This is a genomic window from Acinetobacter sp. 826659 (assembly GCF_000588515.1).
Taxonomy (GTDB): Bacteria; Pseudomonadota; Gammaproteobacteria; order Pseudomonadales; family Moraxellaceae; genus Acinetobacter; species Acinetobacter pittii.
On record NZ_JFYD01000001.1, the window covers coordinates 561,287 to 578,984 of the forward strand.

Sequence of the window (17,698 nt, forward strand, 5' to 3'; positions counted from 1 at the left end):
TATGAATAGCTTATTTCAAACTGCCCGTCAAAAATTGCTTTAAACGCTCACTTTTCGGGTTATTGAGTACTTCATTAGGATGGCCCTGCTCCTCAATTTTTCCTTGATGCAAAAAAATCACTTGATTAGATACATGACGCGCGAAGCCCATTTCATGTGTCACCACAATCATAGTACGTCCTTCTTCAGCCAAGCCCTGCATTACTTTTAGTACTTCACCCACCAGCTCTGGATCAAGCGCGCTGGTGGGTTCGTCAAACAACATAACTTCTGGTTCCATAGCCAAAGCACGAGCAATCGCTACACGTTGCTGCTGACCACCAGATAAAAATGCCGGATATTTACTTTCAACACTTTCAGGTAATCCAACTTTGCGTAGATATTTCCTTGCACGCTCTTCAGCTTCAGCACGTTTTACCCCAAGTACGTGAATGGGCCCTTCAATGACATTTTCTAGCACTGTCATGTGTGACCACAAATTAAAATGCTGAAATACCATCATGAGCTGCGTACGCATTTTTTGTAGTTGCTTTGGTTCAACTACTTTTAAATTGCCTTTTTTATCAAAGACTGTGCGTAGTTTTTCACCATTGAGCTTAATCGTGCCATTGCTCGGTTGTTCCAAAAAGTTAATGCAGCGGAGTAAAGTACTTTTACCTGAACCCGATGAACCAATAATACTAATCACATCACCGGCATTTGCATCAAGTGATATTCCTTTAAGCACTTCATGATCGCCGAATTTCTTATGTAAATCGCGAATCACTAGTTTTGCAACTTGTTCCATTTATGTCTCCTAATGATTCGATGGCTTTAAAAATGCCAACCAACGTTTTTCAAGCTTACGAAATAGCCCAATCAAAATAAAAGCCAACACTGCATATAACACCGCGGCAATTCCAAAAGCATTGAAGGTGTCATAGGTTGCCGCATTCACATCACGCGCAATTTTTAAAATGTCAGGAACAGTTGCTGTAAATGCAATGGTTGTCGCGTGCAACATTAAAATGACTTCATTGCCGTAAAACGGTAAAGCACGGCGTAACATCGATGGAATGATAATGCGAGTGTACCGTTTCCATTTTGACATACCGAAAGCTTGTGCAGCCTCAATCTCTCCATGGGGAATAGAACGAATCGCCCCAGCGAAGATTTCAGTTGTATATGCACCAGTATTGAGCGCGAATGCCAAAATGGTGCAATTTATGCCCTCTCGAAAAAAAGCATCAAGAGTCTGGTGTTCATGGATATAATCAAAGCTGTAAATACCTGAGTAAATAATCAGCAATTGAATATAAAGTGGTGTGCCACGGAAAACATAGGTATATAACCAAACTGGGCCACGCAACCAAAGATTTTCTGATACTCGTGCAAGTGATAAAGGCACAGCAAGCACAAAACCAATGCCAATAGAAAGCACCAATAACCAAGTCGTCATCGCTACGCCAGTCATTTGCAAACCATCGGTCCAAAGGTATGCCTGCCAATATTGTTGAAGGATTTCAATCATAATTGTCCCTTTTTCACACCGACGGAATAACGACGTTCAAGCCACATTAAAATCAGGTTTGACACGGTGGTAATCGCTAAATAAATGGCAGCAGCCACGATGCTAAAAAAGAACAGTTGCATGGTACTTCTACCTGCATCTTGCGTAATTTTTACAATGTCAGTCAGGCCAATAATAGAAACTAGTGCTGTCGCCTTAATTAAAACTTGCCAGTTATTACCAATACCAGGCAGCGCAAAACGCATCATTTGAGGGAATAACACTCGGTGAAAAACCTGCCAAGGCGACATACCATAAGCCATTGCTGCTTCAATTTGGCCTTTTGGAACCGATTGAAATGCACCACGAAAGGTCTCGGTAAAATATGCACCATAAATGAACGCTAAAGTAATCACACCCGCCACAAATGGGTTGATATCAATTTGGTCCATTTGCAGTGCTTCAGTAATTTGGTTGAGACCCAACTGCAAGCTATAAAATAACAGCAGCATAATCACCAAGTCAGGTACACTTCGAATGAGCGTAGTATAAGCTGTTGCTATATAACGTAAAATTTTAATACTAGAGAGTTTTGAGCTCGCACCAATTAAGCCAATAATCACAGAAAGTAAAAGTGACAACAACGCAAGCTGTATGGTCATCCATGTCCCGCTGAGCAGGAGTGGCCCAAAGCCAGAAAAAAACATGACTCATCTTCTCCTTAAAAACAATATCTAATATTGATGAGATGAGAATAGATTTAAAAATGTCGGCGCAAAGCCGACATTTTTCACATCATTAGTAAATGCTAAAGGAGAAATATTTTTTCTCGAGTTTTTTGTATGTACCATCTGCAATGATTGCAGCGAGTGCTTTATTAATATTGGCTTTTAAATCCGCATCTTCTTTGCGTAAACCAATAGCTGCACCTACACCTAGTGTTTTTGCATCAACCACATTGCCACCAGCAAAACTGAAGTTTTTGCCTTTTGGTTGTTTTAAGAAAGCGCCATCAACCATAATTGCATCTTGTAAAGTTGCATCCAAGCGACCTGACATCATGTCTTGATAAATCAAATCTTGGACTGGATAAGGTACAACCGTTACACCTTTTGGTGCCCAATAGGTTTTAGCATAAGTTTCTTGAATTGTGCCCTGTTGTACACCGACACGTTTGCCTTTCAAAGAGGCAGCGGTAGGCAATAAAGGCGAGCCTTTTTTTGCAACCATACGGGTTGGTGTATTGTAGATTTTGCTACTAAATGCAATTTGTTTTGCACGCTCATCAGTAACGGTCATTGATGAAAGAATACCATCAAACTTTTTCGCTTTAAGTGCCGGAATCATCCCGTCAAAAGAGTTCTCAACCCAAACACATTTGGCTTTAAGTTTTGCACAAATAGCATTCCCTAAATCAACATCAAAACCAGTTAACCTGCCATCTGGTGTTTTATATTCAAATGGTGCATAAGACGACTCAGTACCAAAACGAATCACCTTCCAATCCTTTGCTTGAACATTCGTTGCAACAGCAGCCAAAACTAAGGTTGTTGAAACGAACATTTTTTTCATAAAGCTTGCCATCTTGAAGCTTCTCCTTAAAATCCTAATAAGGTGATAAAAACTTGAGCAATTGCTAAATTACTCTTCTGCCGAAATAATTGCAATTTCTATACCAGTAAATTAAGGATTTATGAAGATGACTAAACAGTGGATTGTATTAACTGATTAAATGTTGAAAAATCACTCAAAATATGAAGCTAATTTTTGAGTGCATAGGCTTCTGCCATATTTTCATTTTCGACCAAGGTCCGAATGGTATATTCATGGTTATGTTCTTTGGCAGTGGCAAATTCACATTTCTGATCCCATAACATTGAGCAACCACTCAGCAATGGACAACCTGCAAATAATTCGGCTACCCAATCGACAAAGACTCGAACTTTAGGCGATAAATGACGATTTTGTAGATAAACGACTGATATTGGCATAGGTGCAGGTAACCATTCAGTCAATACTTCCCTAAGCGCTCCAGATTCTAAATGTTTTGCCACCATGTAATATGGGCATTGAATTAAGCCAAAACCTTGCACTGCCAAATCAATATATGAATCACCATCGTTGACAGAAACACGCCCTTTCACACCAACGCTATGAATCTCACCATCGACCATAAAATCCCAGTCGATATTGCGTCCTGTACGGCTGTTAAAGTAATGCACGACCTGATGTTTTTGTAAGTCTTCAATGGTTTTGGGTTCCCCATGCTCCATCAAATAACGTGGTGCAGCAACCGTCACACATTGAATTGTTCCGATACGGCGGGCAACTAAACTCGAATCTTTCAGTTGACCAATACGAATGACACAGTCCACCGCATCTTGAACCAAATCGACCGGACGATCACTCATTCCAATCACCAAATCAATATCAGGATACTTGGAATGAAAATCACAAAGCATCGGAATCAGAATCAGCCGCCCAATTGAAGCTTTAACATCAATACGCAGTCTTCCTCGTGGTCCGCGCTCCGAATCATGGAAAGTTGATTCTACATCTTCGACATCAGCTAAAATTCGCGAAGTACGCTCATAATAAACCGCACCATCTGGTGTCAAACTAAGTTTGCGGGTTGTTCGGTTAAGCAATCGAACTTGTAAATGTTTCTCTAAAGCTTGAATGGTTGTCGTCACAGAAGCACGCGGTAGGCCTAAACTGTCAGCAGCTAAACTAAAACTATTTGTTTCGACAACTTTGTTAAATACTTTCATCGCATGAAATAGATCCACACGCACACTCCTATCAATTAATGCATTTTTTAATCAAACACATCAATTGTTATAAAAATACGAATAGTGTTATCGAATTTAATATATTTATTCGTGATTGACAAACTTTTATGCTCCGTCCATCCCATAAACCCTGTTTCTCCCATACGGACCAAAACTAAAAGTCTGAAAACAGGTATCCAAATAACTAGGAGCACCTCATGTCATTTTCCCGCAAACAGTTCGCACTGTCTGCCATCTTTGTTGCCCTTTTAGCAACAGGAGGCAGTTTTATGTTTTTACATGAAAATGCCGATGCAAAAGCTGCACCGACCTCTACCCAACAAGCTGCTACTGTTGATATTTCTAATGTTATCAGCAAAACCATTACCGACTGGCAAGAATACTCTGGTCGTTTAGAAGCAATTGATCAAGTCGATATTCGACCCCAAGTTTCCGGCAAACTCATTGCCGTTCACTTCAAAGATGGCAGTCTCGTAAAAAAAGGCGACTTACTTTTTACCATTGATCCACGACCTTTCGAGGCAGAACTGAATCGTGCCCAAGCTCAACTCGCTTCAGCTGAAGCACAGGTCACTTATACGGGTTCTAATCTTTCTCGTATTCAACGTTTAATTCAAAGTAATGCTGTCTCACGTCAAGAACTGGATTTAGCTCAAAATGATGCACGTTCAGCCAATGCCAACCTACAAGCAGCTAGAGCAGCCGTTCAATCTGCCCGTTTAAATCTTGAGTACACCCGTATTACAGCACCAGTTAGTGGTCGAATTTCCCGTGCCGAAGTAACAGTCGGCAATGTAGTCTCTGCGGGTAACGGTGCACAAGTCTTAACAAGTTTAGTATCTGTCTCTCGCCTCTATGCATCTTTCGATGTTGATGAACAAACTTATCTGAAATACATCAGTAACCAGCGCAACTCAGCACAAGTTCCTGTTTATATGGGACTTGCCAATGAAACTGGTTTCTCTCGCGAAGGTACGATCAACTCAATTGACAATAACCTAGATGCAACCTCGGGTACGATTCGTGTTCGCGCGACTTTTGATAATCCAAACGGTGTTTTATTACCGGGCTTATATGCACGAATCCGTTTAGGCGGTGGTCAACCTCGTTCAGCAATTCTGATTAGCCCAACCGCAGTTGGGGTCGATCAAGATAAACGCTTTGTCGTAGTAGTTGATGCTAAAAATCAGACGGCCTACCGTGAAGTAAAACTCGGTGCACAACAAGATGGTTTGCAAATCGTGAATAGCGGATTACAAACGGGTGATCGTATTGTAGTGAACGGCTTACAGCGAATTCGTCCGGGCGACCCTGTGACCCCGCACCTCGTTCCTATGCCAAATTCACAAATCACTGCTAGCAGTACTATTCCTCAACCTCAGCCAACAGATAAAACATCAACTCCGGCAAAAGGTTAATCAAATATGAATATTTCTAAATTTTTTATTGATCGGCCGATCTTTGCTGGTGTGTTATCAGTACTGATTTTACTCGCCGGCCTGCTTTCGGTATTCCAGTTACCGATTTCTGAATACCCAGAAGTTGTTCCGCCATCTGTGGTGGTACGTGCTCAATATCCGGGTGCAAACCCGAAAGTGATTGCTGAAACCGTTGCCTCTCCGCTTGAAGAATCAATCAACGGCGTCGAAGACATGCTGTATATGCAATCTCAGGCTAACAGCGACGGCAACTTAACCATTACGGTGAACTTTAAACTTGGGATTGATCCAGACAAAGCGCAACAACTGGTTCAAAACCGTGTGTCTCAGGCCATGCCTCGTTTACCGGAAGACGTACAGCGTTTAGGTGTTACTACCTTAAAAAGCTCACCAACTTTAACCATGGTTGTGCATCTGACTTCACCAGATAATCGCTATGACATGACCTACTTACGTAACTATGCAGTACTCAACGTGAAAGACCGTTTAGCGCGTTTACAAGGAGTTGGTGAAGTCGGATTATTTGGTTCTGGGGACTACGCGATGCGCGTATGGCTCGACCCGCAAAAAGTAGCACAGCGTAACCTCACCGCGACCGAAATTGTGAATGCAATCCGTGAACAAAACATTCAGGTTGCAGCGGGTACAATCGGTGCATCACCAAGTAATTCCCCTTTACAGCTTTCAGTCAATGCTCAAGGCCGTTTAACGACTGAGCAAGAATTCGCAGATATCATTTTAAAAACTGCACCAGATGGTGCGGTCACCCGATTGGGTGATGTTGCTCGTGTTGAACTTGCAGCCTCTCAATATGGCTTTCGTTCATTACTCGACAACAAACAAGCAGTCGCAATTCCAATTTTCCAAGCACCGGGTGCGAATGCTTTGCAAGTTTCCGATCAAGTGCGTAGCACGATGAAGGAGCTTTCAAAAGATTTTCCATCTTCAATTAAATACGACATCGTTTACGATCCAACCCAGTTCGTACGTGCCAGTATTAAAGCGGTTGTTTATACCTTGCTTGAAGCGATTGCATTGGTTGTTGTGGTTGTTATTTTATTCTTACAAACATGGCGTGCCTCAATCATTCCATTGCTTGCTGTACCAGTTTCAATTATTGGTACATTCGCGCTCATGCTTGCTTTTGGTTACTCGATCAATGCGCTTTCACTGTTCGGGATGGTACTTGCCATCGGCATTGTGGTCGATGACGCTATTGTTGTCGTCGAAAATGTCGAGAGGAATATTGAAGCAGGCTTAAGCCCAAGAGATGCAACTTATCGCGCGATGAGAGAAGTGAGCGGACCGATTATTGCCATTGCTTTAACGCTGGTTGCCGTGTTCGTACCACTTGCATTTATGACAGGCTTAACAGGGCAGTTTTATAAACAATTTGCCATGACGATTGCCATTTCAACGGTTATTTCGGCATTTAACTCCCTTACCCTATCTCCTGCTTTAGCTGCCATGTTACTAAAAGGACATGATGCTAAACCTGATGCATTAACACGCCTGATGAACCGTGTATTCGGACGTTTCTTTGCATTATTTAACCGCGTATTTACTAGAGCGTCGGACAACTATGGTAAAGGCGTAAGTCGTGTTATCTCTCATAAAGCTTCGGCAATGGGTGTCTATGCTGCGCTTTTAGGTTTAACCGTTGGTATCTCTTATATTGTTCCGGGCGGTTTCGTTCCTGCGCAGGACAAACAATATTTGATTAGCTTTGCTCAATTACCAAATGGCGCATCATTAGATCGTACTGAAGCGGTCATCCGTAAAATGAGTGATACGGCACTTAAACAACCTGGTGTGGAAAGTGCTGTTGCCTTCCCTGGCCTCTCAATTAACGGTTTTACCAACAGTTCGAGTGCTGGTATTGTCTTTGTGACCTTAAAGCCATTCGATGAACGTAAGGCTAAAGACTTATCTGCCAATGCAATTGCTGGTGCTCTCAACCAGAAATATTCAGCTATTCAAGATGCCTATATTGCGGTTTTTCCACCACCACCCGTGATGGGCTTAGGCACCATGGGCGGCTTTAAACTCCAACTCGAAGACCGAGGTGCATTAGGCTATTCAGCCTTAAATGATGCTGCCCAAAACTTTATGAAAGCAGCACAATCAGCCCCTGAACTGGGTCCAATGTTCTCAAGTTATCAAATTAATGTACCTCAACTAAATGTAGATCTGGACCGTGTAAAAGCTAAACAACAAGGTGTTGCTGTAACAGATGTTTTCAACACCATGCAAATTTATTTAGGTTCTCAATACGTTAACGACTTTAACCGCTTTGGACGTGTTTATCAGGTTCGTGCGCAAGCCGATGCTCCTTTCCGTGCTAACCCTGAAGATATTTTGCAGCTTAAAACCCGAAACAGTGCGGGACAAATGGTGCCGTTATCTTCATTGGTAAATGTAACTCAAACCTATGGTCCTGAAATGGTCGTTCGTTATAACGGCTATACCTCAGCAGATATTAACGGCGGACCTGCACCGGGTTATTCATCTAGCCAAGCAGAAGCTGCGGTTGAACGTATTGCTGCTCAAACTCTACCACGTGGTATCAAATTTGAATGGACAGATTTAACTTACCAAAAAATCTTGGCTGGTAATGCAGGACTCTGGGTATTCCCAATTAGCGTCTTACTGGTGTTCTTAGTTTTAGCTGCTCAATACGAAAGTCTAACTTTGCCTTTAGCTGTAATTTTAATTGTACCGATGGGAATCTTGGCGGCTCTGACAGGTGTTTGGCTGACAGGTGGAGATAACAACATCTTTACCCAAATTGGTCTGATGGTACTAGTCGGGCTGGCCTGTAAAAATGCCATATTAATTGTCGAATTTGCACGGGAACTCGAAATGCAAGGTGCGACTGCATTCAAAGCGGCAGTTGAAGCAAGTCGTCTACGTTTACGCCCAATTTTAATGACTTCTATTGCATTCATTATGGGTGTCGTACCACTGGTTACTTCAACTGGTGCAGGTTCTGAAATGCGTCATGCGATGGGTATTGCAGTATTCTTCGGCATGATCGGTGTAACGCTGTTTGGTTTGTTCCTGACCCCTGCCTTTTATGTCCTGATTCGCACATTGAACAGCAAACATAAATTGCATTCGGCAGCAGTTCATGAAGCACCTTTATCTACCCCACATGATCATTAAGGAGGACATTTAATGGCTACATCAAAACAAAGCTTATTATTGTCCTCACTCATGGGAAGCCTGCTGCTTGCAGGCTGCTCTTTGGCACCGGAATATCAACCTGCAAAGGTCATAGTTCCCGTCAAATTTAAAGAGTCTGACCCTAAACTTGAAGACAATAACTGGAAAATTGCTCACCCTGCCGATCAGCAGGTTCGAGGTGAATGGTGGCGTGTTTTTAATGATGCTCAATTAAATGAGCTCGAACAACAAGCCATTTCTGGAAACCAGAGCCTTAAAGCGGCAGCGGCTAATATTCATGCTTCACGTGCGTTACGTTCCGCAGCACAAGCTGAACGCTTGCCAAGTATTGGTGCTGGCTTTGGACCAACTCGTCAAAAACCCTCTCCTGCTTCACTGGGTTTAGATGACAATGCCCATACGTCTGCACAGATCTTATGGCGTGCTCAAGCCAATGTTTCATATGAGCTCGATTTATTTGGCCGTATTGCCAGTAGTGTCAATGCAGCAACAGCTGATGTACAGCAACAAGAAGCTCTATATCAATCGGTGCTTTTAGCTTTACAAGCAGATGTTGCCCAAGGCTACTTTCTCATTCGTCAGCTTGATGCTGAACAAGCAATTTATAATCGCACTATTAAACTGCTTGGCGAGACACGCGACTTAGTTCAAACACGTTTTAGAAATGGTTTAGTCAGTGAATTAGATGTTTCTCGCGCACAGACCGAACTTGCTACAGCACAAACCAATGCATTAAATATTGCTCGTAACAGAGCCAATGCAGAACATGCACTTGCAGTATTGTTAGGCAAAACACCTGCTGATTTTAGCTTGGCAGTTCAACCTTTAACTGCAAACAGCATTCGTCTGCCAGCAGGTTTACCTTCGGCTTTACTTGAAAGACGCCCTGACATTGCGGCTGCCGAGCGTGCTATGGCAGCAGATAATGCGCGTATTGGAATTGCACGTGCTGCTTTCTTCCCAAAACTGGACCTAACAGGTGCACTCGGTTATGAATCATCAACTTTAGGTGATTTAGGAAAATGGTCGAGCCGTACATTCTTACTTGGTCCAGTCGCAGGCACTATTTTGTCTTTGCCATTATTTGACGGCGGACAACGTAAGGCTGGAGTTGCTCAAGCACGAGCTGCCTATGAAGAAAGCGTTGCGAATTATCGCCAAACTGTGTTGAATGCATTTCGCGAAGTTGAAAATGGTTTATCAGATCAAAGAATACTTGATCAGCAAATTCAAGCTCAAAATCAAGCACTCTCCTCTTCTCGTCATGCAAATCAATTGTCTCATTTACGTTATCGAGAAGGTGCTATCAGTTATCTTGATGTGATTGACTCGGATCGGACTATTTTGCAACAAGAACAACTTTCTGCACAGCTAAACGGCACTAGAATGATGGCTAGTGTAAATTTAATCCGTGCATTAGGTGGTGGCTGGCATAATGCCGAGTCATCGGTAAAATCTAAAAGTTAATTCTTATCTAATTAACTTGATATAAAAAAAGCGCCATATGGCGCTTTTTTTATATTTACAACTTATTGTGCGTATACAGGGAATTTTGCACAAAGAGCTTCAACTTTCGCTTTTACTTCAGCAATAACTTTTTCGTCACCTTTGCTGTCAATCACGTCAGCGATCCAACCTGCAAGTTCACGAACTTCAGCTTCACCGAAACCACGAGTTGTTACTGCTGGAGTACCGATACGGATACCAGAAGTCACAAATGGAGAACGTGGGTCATTTGGAACTGAGTTTTTGTTCACAGTAATGTGAGCAGCACCTAACCAAGCATCTGCATCTTTACCAGTTACATCTTGCTTGATTAAAGATAACAAGAACAAGTGGTTGTCTGTACCGCCAGAAACAACATCATAACCACGAGCGATGAATACTTCAGCCATAGCTTGAGCATTTTTCACAACTTGTTGTTGGTAAGCTTTGAAGTCATCAGACATAGCTTCTTTGAAGCAGATTGCTTTAGCAGCAATCGCATGCATTAATGGACCACCTTGGTTACCAGGGAATACAGCTGATTGAAGTTTTTTCTCAATTTCTTCATTCGCTTTCGCAAGGATTAAACCAGAACGTGGACCACGAAGTGTTTTGTGAGTCGTCGTCGTTGTTACGTCAGCAATTTGAACTGGGTTTGGATATACACCAGCAGCAACAAGACCTGCAACGTGAGCCATATCAACAAAAAGGTAAGCGCCAACTTTGTCCGCGATGTCGCGGAAACGTTGCCAATCTACAACACGGCTATAAGCAGAGAAACCAGCAACGATCATACGTGGTTTGTGCTCTAACGCTAAACGTTCAACTTCTTCGTAATCGATCTCGCCAGTTTCAGCGTTTAGACCGTATTGAACTGCATTATAAGTTTTACCAGAGAAGCTTACTTTTGCACCGTGAGTCAAGTGACCACCGTGAGCCAAGCTCATACCTAAAACTGTATCGCCCGGGTTAAGAAGCGCTAAATAAACAGCAGAGTTAGCTTGTGAACCAGCGTGTGGTTGAACGTTTGCGTAATCTGCACCAAAAAGTTCTTTAGCACGATCAATCGCCATTTGCTCGATGATATCCACATACTCGCAACCGCCATAATAGCGTTTGCCTGGATAACCTTCTGCATATTTGTTCGTAAGTTTTGATCCTTGCGCTTCCATCACAGCAGGAGAGCAATAGTTTTCAGATGCAATTAACTCGATATGTGCTTCTTGACGCTCACCTTCAGAAGCAATTGCTTGAGCTAATTCTGGATCAAATTCAGAAATGGAAATATTGGCAAACATTAGCGGGGGTCCTATAAATTAGGGCTTTTAAGCCGTGCTAAGATTGCGGCATATTGTAGCATGAACTTTATAATTAAACAGAATGAAGTTAGCTCAGTTTTAAATAAAAATGGCTCAAGTTTTATAAAAAATGAGCCATTGTTTATAAATCAAATAAAAAGCTCGTTTAAAGCTTATATTTTAAATTTATCCATCGTTAATTTTAGCTTACAACAATATTAAAAAGTCTTTAAATATCAACAACTCTATTGAGCTGCCAGTAAAGACTGAACATTTCCAACAATATTATCTACATTACTGCTCATCACCGTGCCATGATCCCAGTTACCAGTCACATAACTATTAATTTTAGTACCTAAGGTAGTGGCATTAGATATCAATAGATCAGTTGCCAATTTAGGTACTGTAGGATCAGCTATCCCTTGATAAATGATGATTGGAGTAGTGACTTTGGCCTGTAAAGGTTGAGAATCTTTTTCCAAAAACGTTTTAACTAGTGGCACAGCCATAAAATTAGGTTGTGTACGCGTATAACCATCTAATGTTTCCCCATGAGTTGCAATATAAACTTGCATAGTAGCGCTAAAATCCCCGAGTAAAGGTTCATAACAAAAACCTTCAGCGCCTTGTGCAATCCTTGCAGTAGATTCAGTAAATACTTGAAGATAATTAAAGTCTGGATGGGTATTACGAATTCCTGCTACAACAAGCGCTGTAAATGCATCAAGCTGCGCATAGATTGCCTTTTTTTCATATACTGATGCACTTGCAGCTTTTAATTCTCCATTTAAAAGAATACTTCCTAAATTAGAAGCAGGTGCTACCGCCACTGTACCTTTATAGTCTAGTTGTGCACGGCTCGCATATTGTGCAGCACCTAATGCAGCATGCCCACCCTGAGAATGTCCTACTGTTAACCATTTTTTTGAGGTTAATAAATTACGTTGTGATAAATAGTTACGTGTTGCAACCACTGCATCTGTAATTGAAAAGGCCTCACTTTTAACATTTAAAAATGGATGTATGCCTGGAGTACCTAAACCCTCATAGTCAGGTGCCACCACAACATAACCTGCGGCTAGTAATTTACTAATTAAATCTTTTGTACTATCTGCTAAAGCTGCTTTACTTGGTGCGCAAGCATCTGCCACACCCGTAGTACCATGCGCCCAGACTACAATTGGCCAACCGCCTACTGGCGGTGGATTATTTGGTGTAAATACCAAACTGGTTGCCTGTACCTCTTGGCCACTTTGACCTAACATTTTATAAGTCAAAATACTACTTTCTGCGGCAACTGTTCCTAAGTTGGTGCTTGTGTAAGCCTCGACCTTAACCACAGGATTTTGAATATTATTGGTTGGTGTCCCTGATGGATTAGTAGGAGCGGAGCCATCATCACTACTCCCTCCTCCACAAGCGACTAAAAATAAACTCGTGCTAAGAACGCTCGTCATTAATAGGTTCATTTTCATTGCTATATCTTCCCTTAAATTCCATTTTTGTTTTGCTTTAGTTTTTTAATCAACATTTCCTAATGTCTTAAAATATTTACGCCTAATCTTTATTTTCCGCAAGTTCTATTGGATGAAATTAATCTCAGAAAACTCTATTTTTAATATAAATTAACGTTCTCGCTACTCTCAGGCCTCACTTCATGTTTTAAAGTGGGTAGCCAACTGTTAACATTCTTGATTACTCGTGATTGATTAAAGGGCCAGTTATGCAAACCATTATTTTAGATACAGAAACACATACACTAAATGGTTTGCCTATTGAAATTGCGTATGCCCCAATTGAAATTAATGCAGGCAAGCTAACCTTAGATAAAAGCAAATTGTTTGATCAACTTTATCAGGTTGGTACACCTATCTCTTACGCGGCTATGGCAGTACACCATATATTAGAGTCAGATTTAGAAAACCAGCCCCACTATAAAACTTTTAAATTGCCAGAGACTACAACTTATATTATTGGTCACAATATTGATTACGATATTGCCGCGATTGCTCGTTGTGGTGTGGATGTATCGAATATCAAACCGATTTGTACACTAGCTTTAGCGCGCAAAACTTGGCCTGATGCAGAAGCGCATAATATTTCTGCACTCATCTATATGATTTCTCAAGGCAGCAGTAAAGCTCGAGAATTGCTCAAAGGCGCCCACCGAGCCGATGCGGATATTATTTTGACTGCTAATATTTTGATGCATATTGTCTATCATTTAAATATTCAAGACATTGAAGAGCTTTACCGAGTTTCTGAAGAAGCACGTATCCCTACGACTATTAATTTTGGTAAGCATAAAGGCACAGCAATTGCTGAACTTCCTAAAGACTATATTCAATGGTTATTACGCCAAGATGAACTGGATGTCTATTTACGTAAAGCATTAGAAGGCGCATTTTAAAGTCTTAAATAGATGATATTCATCAATTCTTCATCATATTGTCATTTTTGAGTTTTATGGTTAACCCCATTTATATTTTATTAAAAACAGTACTGTTCAACTGAGAAAATTGAACAGTCTGATTTTTTTATTTGGGGAAAAATGATGGCTGGTTTTTATCGAACCAATTTGGGAAGAGTCGCGCTTCAACAACGTAACATTAGTTTAAATGCAAAACAAAGACGTTTACTACTATTAATAGATCACGAAGATTTTCAAAATTTAAATAGTGAATTTAAAAAACGTATTGCATCTCCAGAGCTTATTCAACAGCTCATCGACTTAAAACTTATTGCTTCTTCTAGCGAAAATTCTTCAGAATTAAATGAACAAATATCTTTCCCACAATCACCTGTAACTACAATAGAAGCTCATCAAAAAAGCACTATAGATGATAATAAAAGTGATGATACAGTTAGTGAAATTCAGGTTACTCAATCATCATCTTTTCAACTTTCACATACTGAAATTACCCAGCCACCAGTTCCATTTCAAACACTCTCTTTTGAAGAAATACAACATTTGATGAAGCAAAGCTTGAGTCAATATTGTGGGCTTATGGCAAAACCGCTTATTCAAAAAATAGAACAAATAAAAACGCTTCAAGAGCTTAAAATGTGCCAAATGCAATGGATTACCAGCTTACAGGAGTCGCGTATTCCGCCTCATGAACTAGCATATACGCTTCATTCTATTAATTATTCAATTCAACTTATTCAACAACGCATCTAAAAAAAGCAACAAGCTGCTGTTTAATTAAGCATTAAACTCACTTGTTACCTATTTCGTGCTTTACCTATTGGTGTTTTTTTCCTATGATGTGGCCCACACATGTGCGCTCGTAGCTCAGTTGGATAGAGTACAGGTTTCCGAAGCCTGGGGTCGTGGGTTCGATCCCCGCCGGGCGCACCAGTTTATATATAATAACTTCATAAACTTATCTCAATTTTATAAAATTCCGACTATTTTACTTGGTTTATTAATCATTATCGCTCAAAATATACCCCTCTTTCATAATGTGAGAATTTCATGACTGATGCTTTGGTTTTAAGAGATTTGTCCAAAACATATCGTAATGGTTTTCAGGCGTTAAAAGGTATTAACCTCACTGTGCCTGAAGGTGAATTTTATGCGTTGTTAGGCCCAAATGGTGCCGGCAAATCGACAACCATTGGTATTATCAGTTCCCTCACGAAAAAAACCGAAGGAACAGTTGAGATTTTTGGACATAATCTCGACACTCATCCATCCTTGGCAAAACAACAACTTGGTGTTGTCCCTCAAGAATTTAACTTTGGTCAGTTTGAAAAAGCATTCGATATTTTAGTCACCCAAGCTGGCTATTACGGCATACATAAAAAGATTGCAGAAAAACGCGCTGAACATTATTTAGAAAAACTAGGCCTATGGGAAAAGCGTAATATACAAGCACGCATGTTATCTGGTGGTATGAAACGCCGCCTCATGATTGCACGTGCCATGATGCATGAGCCTAAACTTCTTATTTTAGATGAGCCTACCGCAGGTGTAGATATTGAGTTACGCCGTTCTATGTGGGATTTTCTGACCGAAATGAACGAAAGCGGAACTTCTATTATTTTGACTACACATTATCTCGAAGAAGCAGAAATGCTATGTCGTCAAATTGCCATCATTGACCGCGGTGTCATTAAAGAAGATACCAGCATGAAAAGTTTCTTAAACCAGTTGAGTGAAGAATCTTTTATTTTCGATTTGGCAGAACCGATTGCCCCACTCCAGTTAAATATTATTGGTGTGAAGTTCAACTTAATTGATAGCAGCACTTTAGAAGTGACGATGGATAAGGCACATACATTAAATGACTTATTCCAACTTTTAGAGTCACAAGGCATTCGTGTTCGTAGTATGCGTAACAAATCGAACCGTCTAGAAGAGCTATTCGTCAAAATGGTCGAGAAAAATCTTGAAGGAGAGGCAAAATGAATTTTAACCAACTGCAAATTGCCCTCTGGACTCTAGTTCGTAAAGAAGTACGCCGTTTTCTACGTATTTGGCCACAAACCCTATTACCACCTGCGATTACGATGAGTTTGTACTTTGTCATTTTTGGTAATTTGGTTGGTTCGCGCATTGGACAAATGGGCGGTGTGAGCTATATGCAGTTTATTGTACCCGGCCTCATCATGATGGCAGTTATTACCAACAGTTATGCTAACGTATCTTCAAGTTTCTTTAGTGTAAAATTCCAAAAAAGTATTGAAGAACTGATTATGAGTCCCGTACCACTCCATATTATTTTGTGGGGCTATGTCATTGGTGGTATTTGCCGTGGTGTATTGGTCGGGGCAATTGTGACGACAATGAGCATGTTCTTTACAGACCTTTTTATACATAACTGGTTTGTGACTATATATACAGTCTTAATTACCTCGGTTCTTTTCTCATTAGGTGGTTTTATTAATGCAGTTTATGCAAAATCATTTGATGATATTTCTATTATTCCAACCTTTGTCCTTACACCTTTAACCTATTTAGGTGGTGTGTTCTATGCCATTAGTGCACTTGGCCCTTTTTGGCAAAAACTTTCTTTAATTAATCCTATTGTGTATATGGTTAACGCTTTCCGTTTCGGCATTTTAGGTCATAGTGACGTGAACGTTACGTTCTCTTTAATCATTGTGACATTATGCTGTGCTGTACTTTACGGAATTGCTTACTATTTACTTGCTCGTGGTTCAGGAATGCGTGAATGAGTGTCGAACAATCTTTATTGGGTAAAGAAACTCAATATCCAACTAACTATCAACCTGATGTTTTATTTCCAATTGCTCGTGCTCAGTCTCGTGAGGCTTATTCGCATATTGAAGGTATTACACAAGGTAAAGATTGGTGGCATGTTTTTGAAATTTCATGGTTAAACGCTCATGCCATCCCGCAAGTTGCTATTGGCAGAATTACACTGCCCGCCTCTTCACCAAATTTGATTGAATCAAAGTCTTTAAAACTTTACTTCAATAGTCTTAACTTCACTCAGTTTGATTCTAAACAGACGTTTATTGAAACGGTTGAAAAAGACCTATCTGCTGCGGCAGGGGCAAAAGTTGAGTTAACGTTATTTCAAGTAGATGATTTAGAGATTTCTAAGCCTCAAGGCATTTGTATTGATGACCTAGATCCAGAGCGTTTAGAGCAACATCCAGATGCGACTCTTTTGAAACGAGATGCGTCTGACGAAGAAGTCGAAATTGAACTGTATTCTCATCTTTTAAGAAGTAACTGCCCAGTCACAGGACAACCGGATTGGGGTACAGTTTTTATCCGTTTTAAGGGCAAAAAACCTTGTTATCGTAGTATTTTAGCTTATATTATCTCGTACCGTCAGCATAACGGCTTTCACGAACAGTGTGTCGAGCAGATTTTTGCTGATATTTGGCAAAATTTGCAGCCTGAAAAGCTGATGGTTTATGCAACTTATACTCGTCGCGGCGGACTTGATATTAACCCTTGCCGAGTATCGGATCTTTCATGGATGCCAAAACCGATTCGATTGGCACGACAATAAAACGAATAATTTGAGG

Annotated in this window: 16 protein-coding genes and 1 tRNA gene; 10 read left to right on the plus strand and 7 right to left on the minus strand. The window is 40.8% G+C overall.

Annotation, left to right across the window (positions count from 1 at the left end; all coding sequences use genetic code 11):
- Window positions 1-10 precede the first annotated feature (10 nt).
- From J663_RS02700 to J663_RS02720, 5 genes are all read right to left on the minus strand, one after another.
- Window positions 11-787, minus strand: a complete 777-nt coding sequence (locus J663_RS02700) for an ABC transporter ATP-binding protein (protein WP_002118209.1) — start codon at window positions 785-787, stop codon at window positions 11-13.
- A gap of 9 nt (window positions 788-796) precedes the next feature.
- A complete protein-coding gene (locus tag J663_RS02705) occupies window positions 797-1,510 on the minus strand; it encodes an ABC transporter permease (protein WP_033847632.1) in 714 nt (237 codons plus the stop codon).
- The gene (locus tag J663_RS02710; RefSeq protein ID WP_033847634.1) at window positions 1,507-2,196 is read right to left on the minus strand and encodes an ABC transporter permease; all 690 of its coding nucleotides are present in this window, start codon (window positions 2,194-2,196) and stop codon (window positions 1,507-1,509) included. Before J663_RS02710 ends, J663_RS02705 begins: the two co-directional genes overlap by 4 nt.
- 91 nt (window positions 2,197-2,287) lie before the next feature.
- The gene (locus J663_RS02715) at window positions 2,288-3,073 is read right to left on the minus strand and encodes an ABC transporter substrate-binding protein (protein ID WP_033847636.1); all 786 of its coding nucleotides are present in this window, start codon (window positions 3,071-3,073) and stop codon (window positions 2,288-2,290) included.
- Window positions 3,074-3,249: 176 nt separating this feature from the next.
- On the minus strand, window positions 3,250-4,278 hold the full coding sequence (locus tag J663_RS02720) for a LysR family transcriptional regulator (RefSeq protein ID WP_033847638.1): 1,029 nt from the start codon (window positions 4,276-4,278) through the stop codon (window positions 3,250-3,252).
- A gap of 200 nt (window positions 4,279-4,478) precedes the next feature.
- Between J663_RS02720 and adeF the strand changes: the two genes are divergently transcribed.
- Genes adeF through J663_RS02735 form a run of 3 tightly spaced genes read left to right on the plus strand, consistent with a single transcriptional unit; the run spans window position 4,479 to window position 10,373 of the window.
- Window positions 4,479-5,699 (plus strand): multidrug efflux RND transporter periplasmic adaptor subunit AdeF, encoded by a 1,221-nt coding sequence (gene adeF / locus J663_RS02725; protein WP_033847639.1) that lies wholly within the window; start codon window positions 4,479-4,481, stop codon window positions 5,697-5,699.
- Window positions 5,700-5,705: 6 nt separating this feature from the next.
- On the plus strand, window positions 5,706-8,885 hold the full coding sequence (gene adeG / locus J663_RS02730) for a multidrug efflux RND transporter permease subunit AdeG (RefSeq protein ID WP_033847641.1): 3,180 nt from the start codon (window positions 5,706-5,708) through the stop codon (window positions 8,883-8,885).
- Between the two features lie 12 nt (window positions 8,886-8,897).
- Entirely contained in the window at window positions 8,898-10,373 is a 1,476-nt protein-coding gene (locus J663_RS02735) for an efflux transporter outer membrane subunit (protein WP_033847643.1), read from the plus strand.
- A gap of 62 nt (window positions 10,374-10,435) precedes the next feature.
- Here J663_RS02735 and glyA read toward each other — a convergent pair whose 3' ends face one another.
- Window positions 10,436-11,689, minus strand: coding sequence for a serine hydroxymethyltransferase (gene glyA, locus J663_RS02740; RefSeq protein WP_014207236.1), 1,254 nt, complete (start codon window positions 11,687-11,689; stop codon window positions 10,436-10,438).
- Window positions 11,690-11,749: 60 nt separating this feature from the next.
- Here glyA and J663_RS18720 point away from each other — a divergent pair, with 60 nt between their 5' ends.
- The gene (locus J663_RS18720) at window positions 11,750-11,911 is read left to right on the plus strand and encodes a hypothetical protein (protein ID WP_002118133.1); all 162 of its coding nucleotides are present in this window, start codon (window positions 11,750-11,752) and stop codon (window positions 11,909-11,911) included.
- Between the two features lie 23 nt (window positions 11,912-11,934).
- Here J663_RS18720 and J663_RS02745 read toward each other — a convergent pair whose 3' ends face one another.
- Window positions 11,935-13,164, minus strand: coding sequence for an alpha/beta fold hydrolase (locus J663_RS02745; RefSeq protein WP_033847646.1), 1,230 nt, complete (start codon window positions 13,162-13,164; stop codon window positions 11,935-11,937).
- Window positions 13,165-13,412: 248 nt separating this feature from the next.
- Here J663_RS02745 and J663_RS02750 point away from each other — a divergent pair, with 248 nt between their 5' ends.
- From J663_RS02750 to queF, 6 genes are all read left to right on the plus strand, one after another.
- Entirely contained in the window at window positions 13,413-14,099 is a 687-nt protein-coding gene (locus J663_RS02750) for a putative quorum-sensing-regulated virulence factor (RefSeq protein ID WP_002118253.1), read from the plus strand.
- A 141-nt stretch (window positions 14,100-14,240) separates the two neighbouring features.
- Entirely contained in the window at window positions 14,241-14,870 is a 630-nt protein-coding gene (locus J663_RS02755; protein WP_081404566.1) for a hypothetical protein, read from the plus strand.
- 103 nt (window positions 14,871-14,973) lie between these two features.
- A tRNA-Arg gene (locus J663_RS02760) sits at window positions 14,974-15,050 on the plus strand.
- A gap of 117 nt (window positions 15,051-15,167) precedes the next feature.
- A complete protein-coding gene (locus J663_RS02765) occupies window positions 15,168-16,103 on the plus strand; it encodes an ABC transporter ATP-binding protein (RefSeq protein WP_002118101.1) in 936 nt (311 codons plus the stop codon).
- On the plus strand, window positions 16,100-16,873 hold the full coding sequence (locus J663_RS02770) for an ABC transporter permease (RefSeq protein WP_031948927.1): 774 nt from the start codon (window positions 16,100-16,102) through the stop codon (window positions 16,871-16,873). Before J663_RS02765 ends, J663_RS02770 begins: the two co-directional genes overlap by 4 nt.
- On the plus strand, window positions 16,870-17,682 hold the full coding sequence (gene queF, locus J663_RS02775) for an NADPH-dependent 7-cyano-7-deazaguanine reductase QueF (protein WP_033847652.1): 813 nt from the start codon (window positions 16,870-16,872) through the stop codon (window positions 17,680-17,682). The genes J663_RS02770 and queF overlap by 4 nt, the downstream gene beginning before the upstream one ends.
- Window positions 17,683-17,698 lie beyond the last annotated feature (16 nt).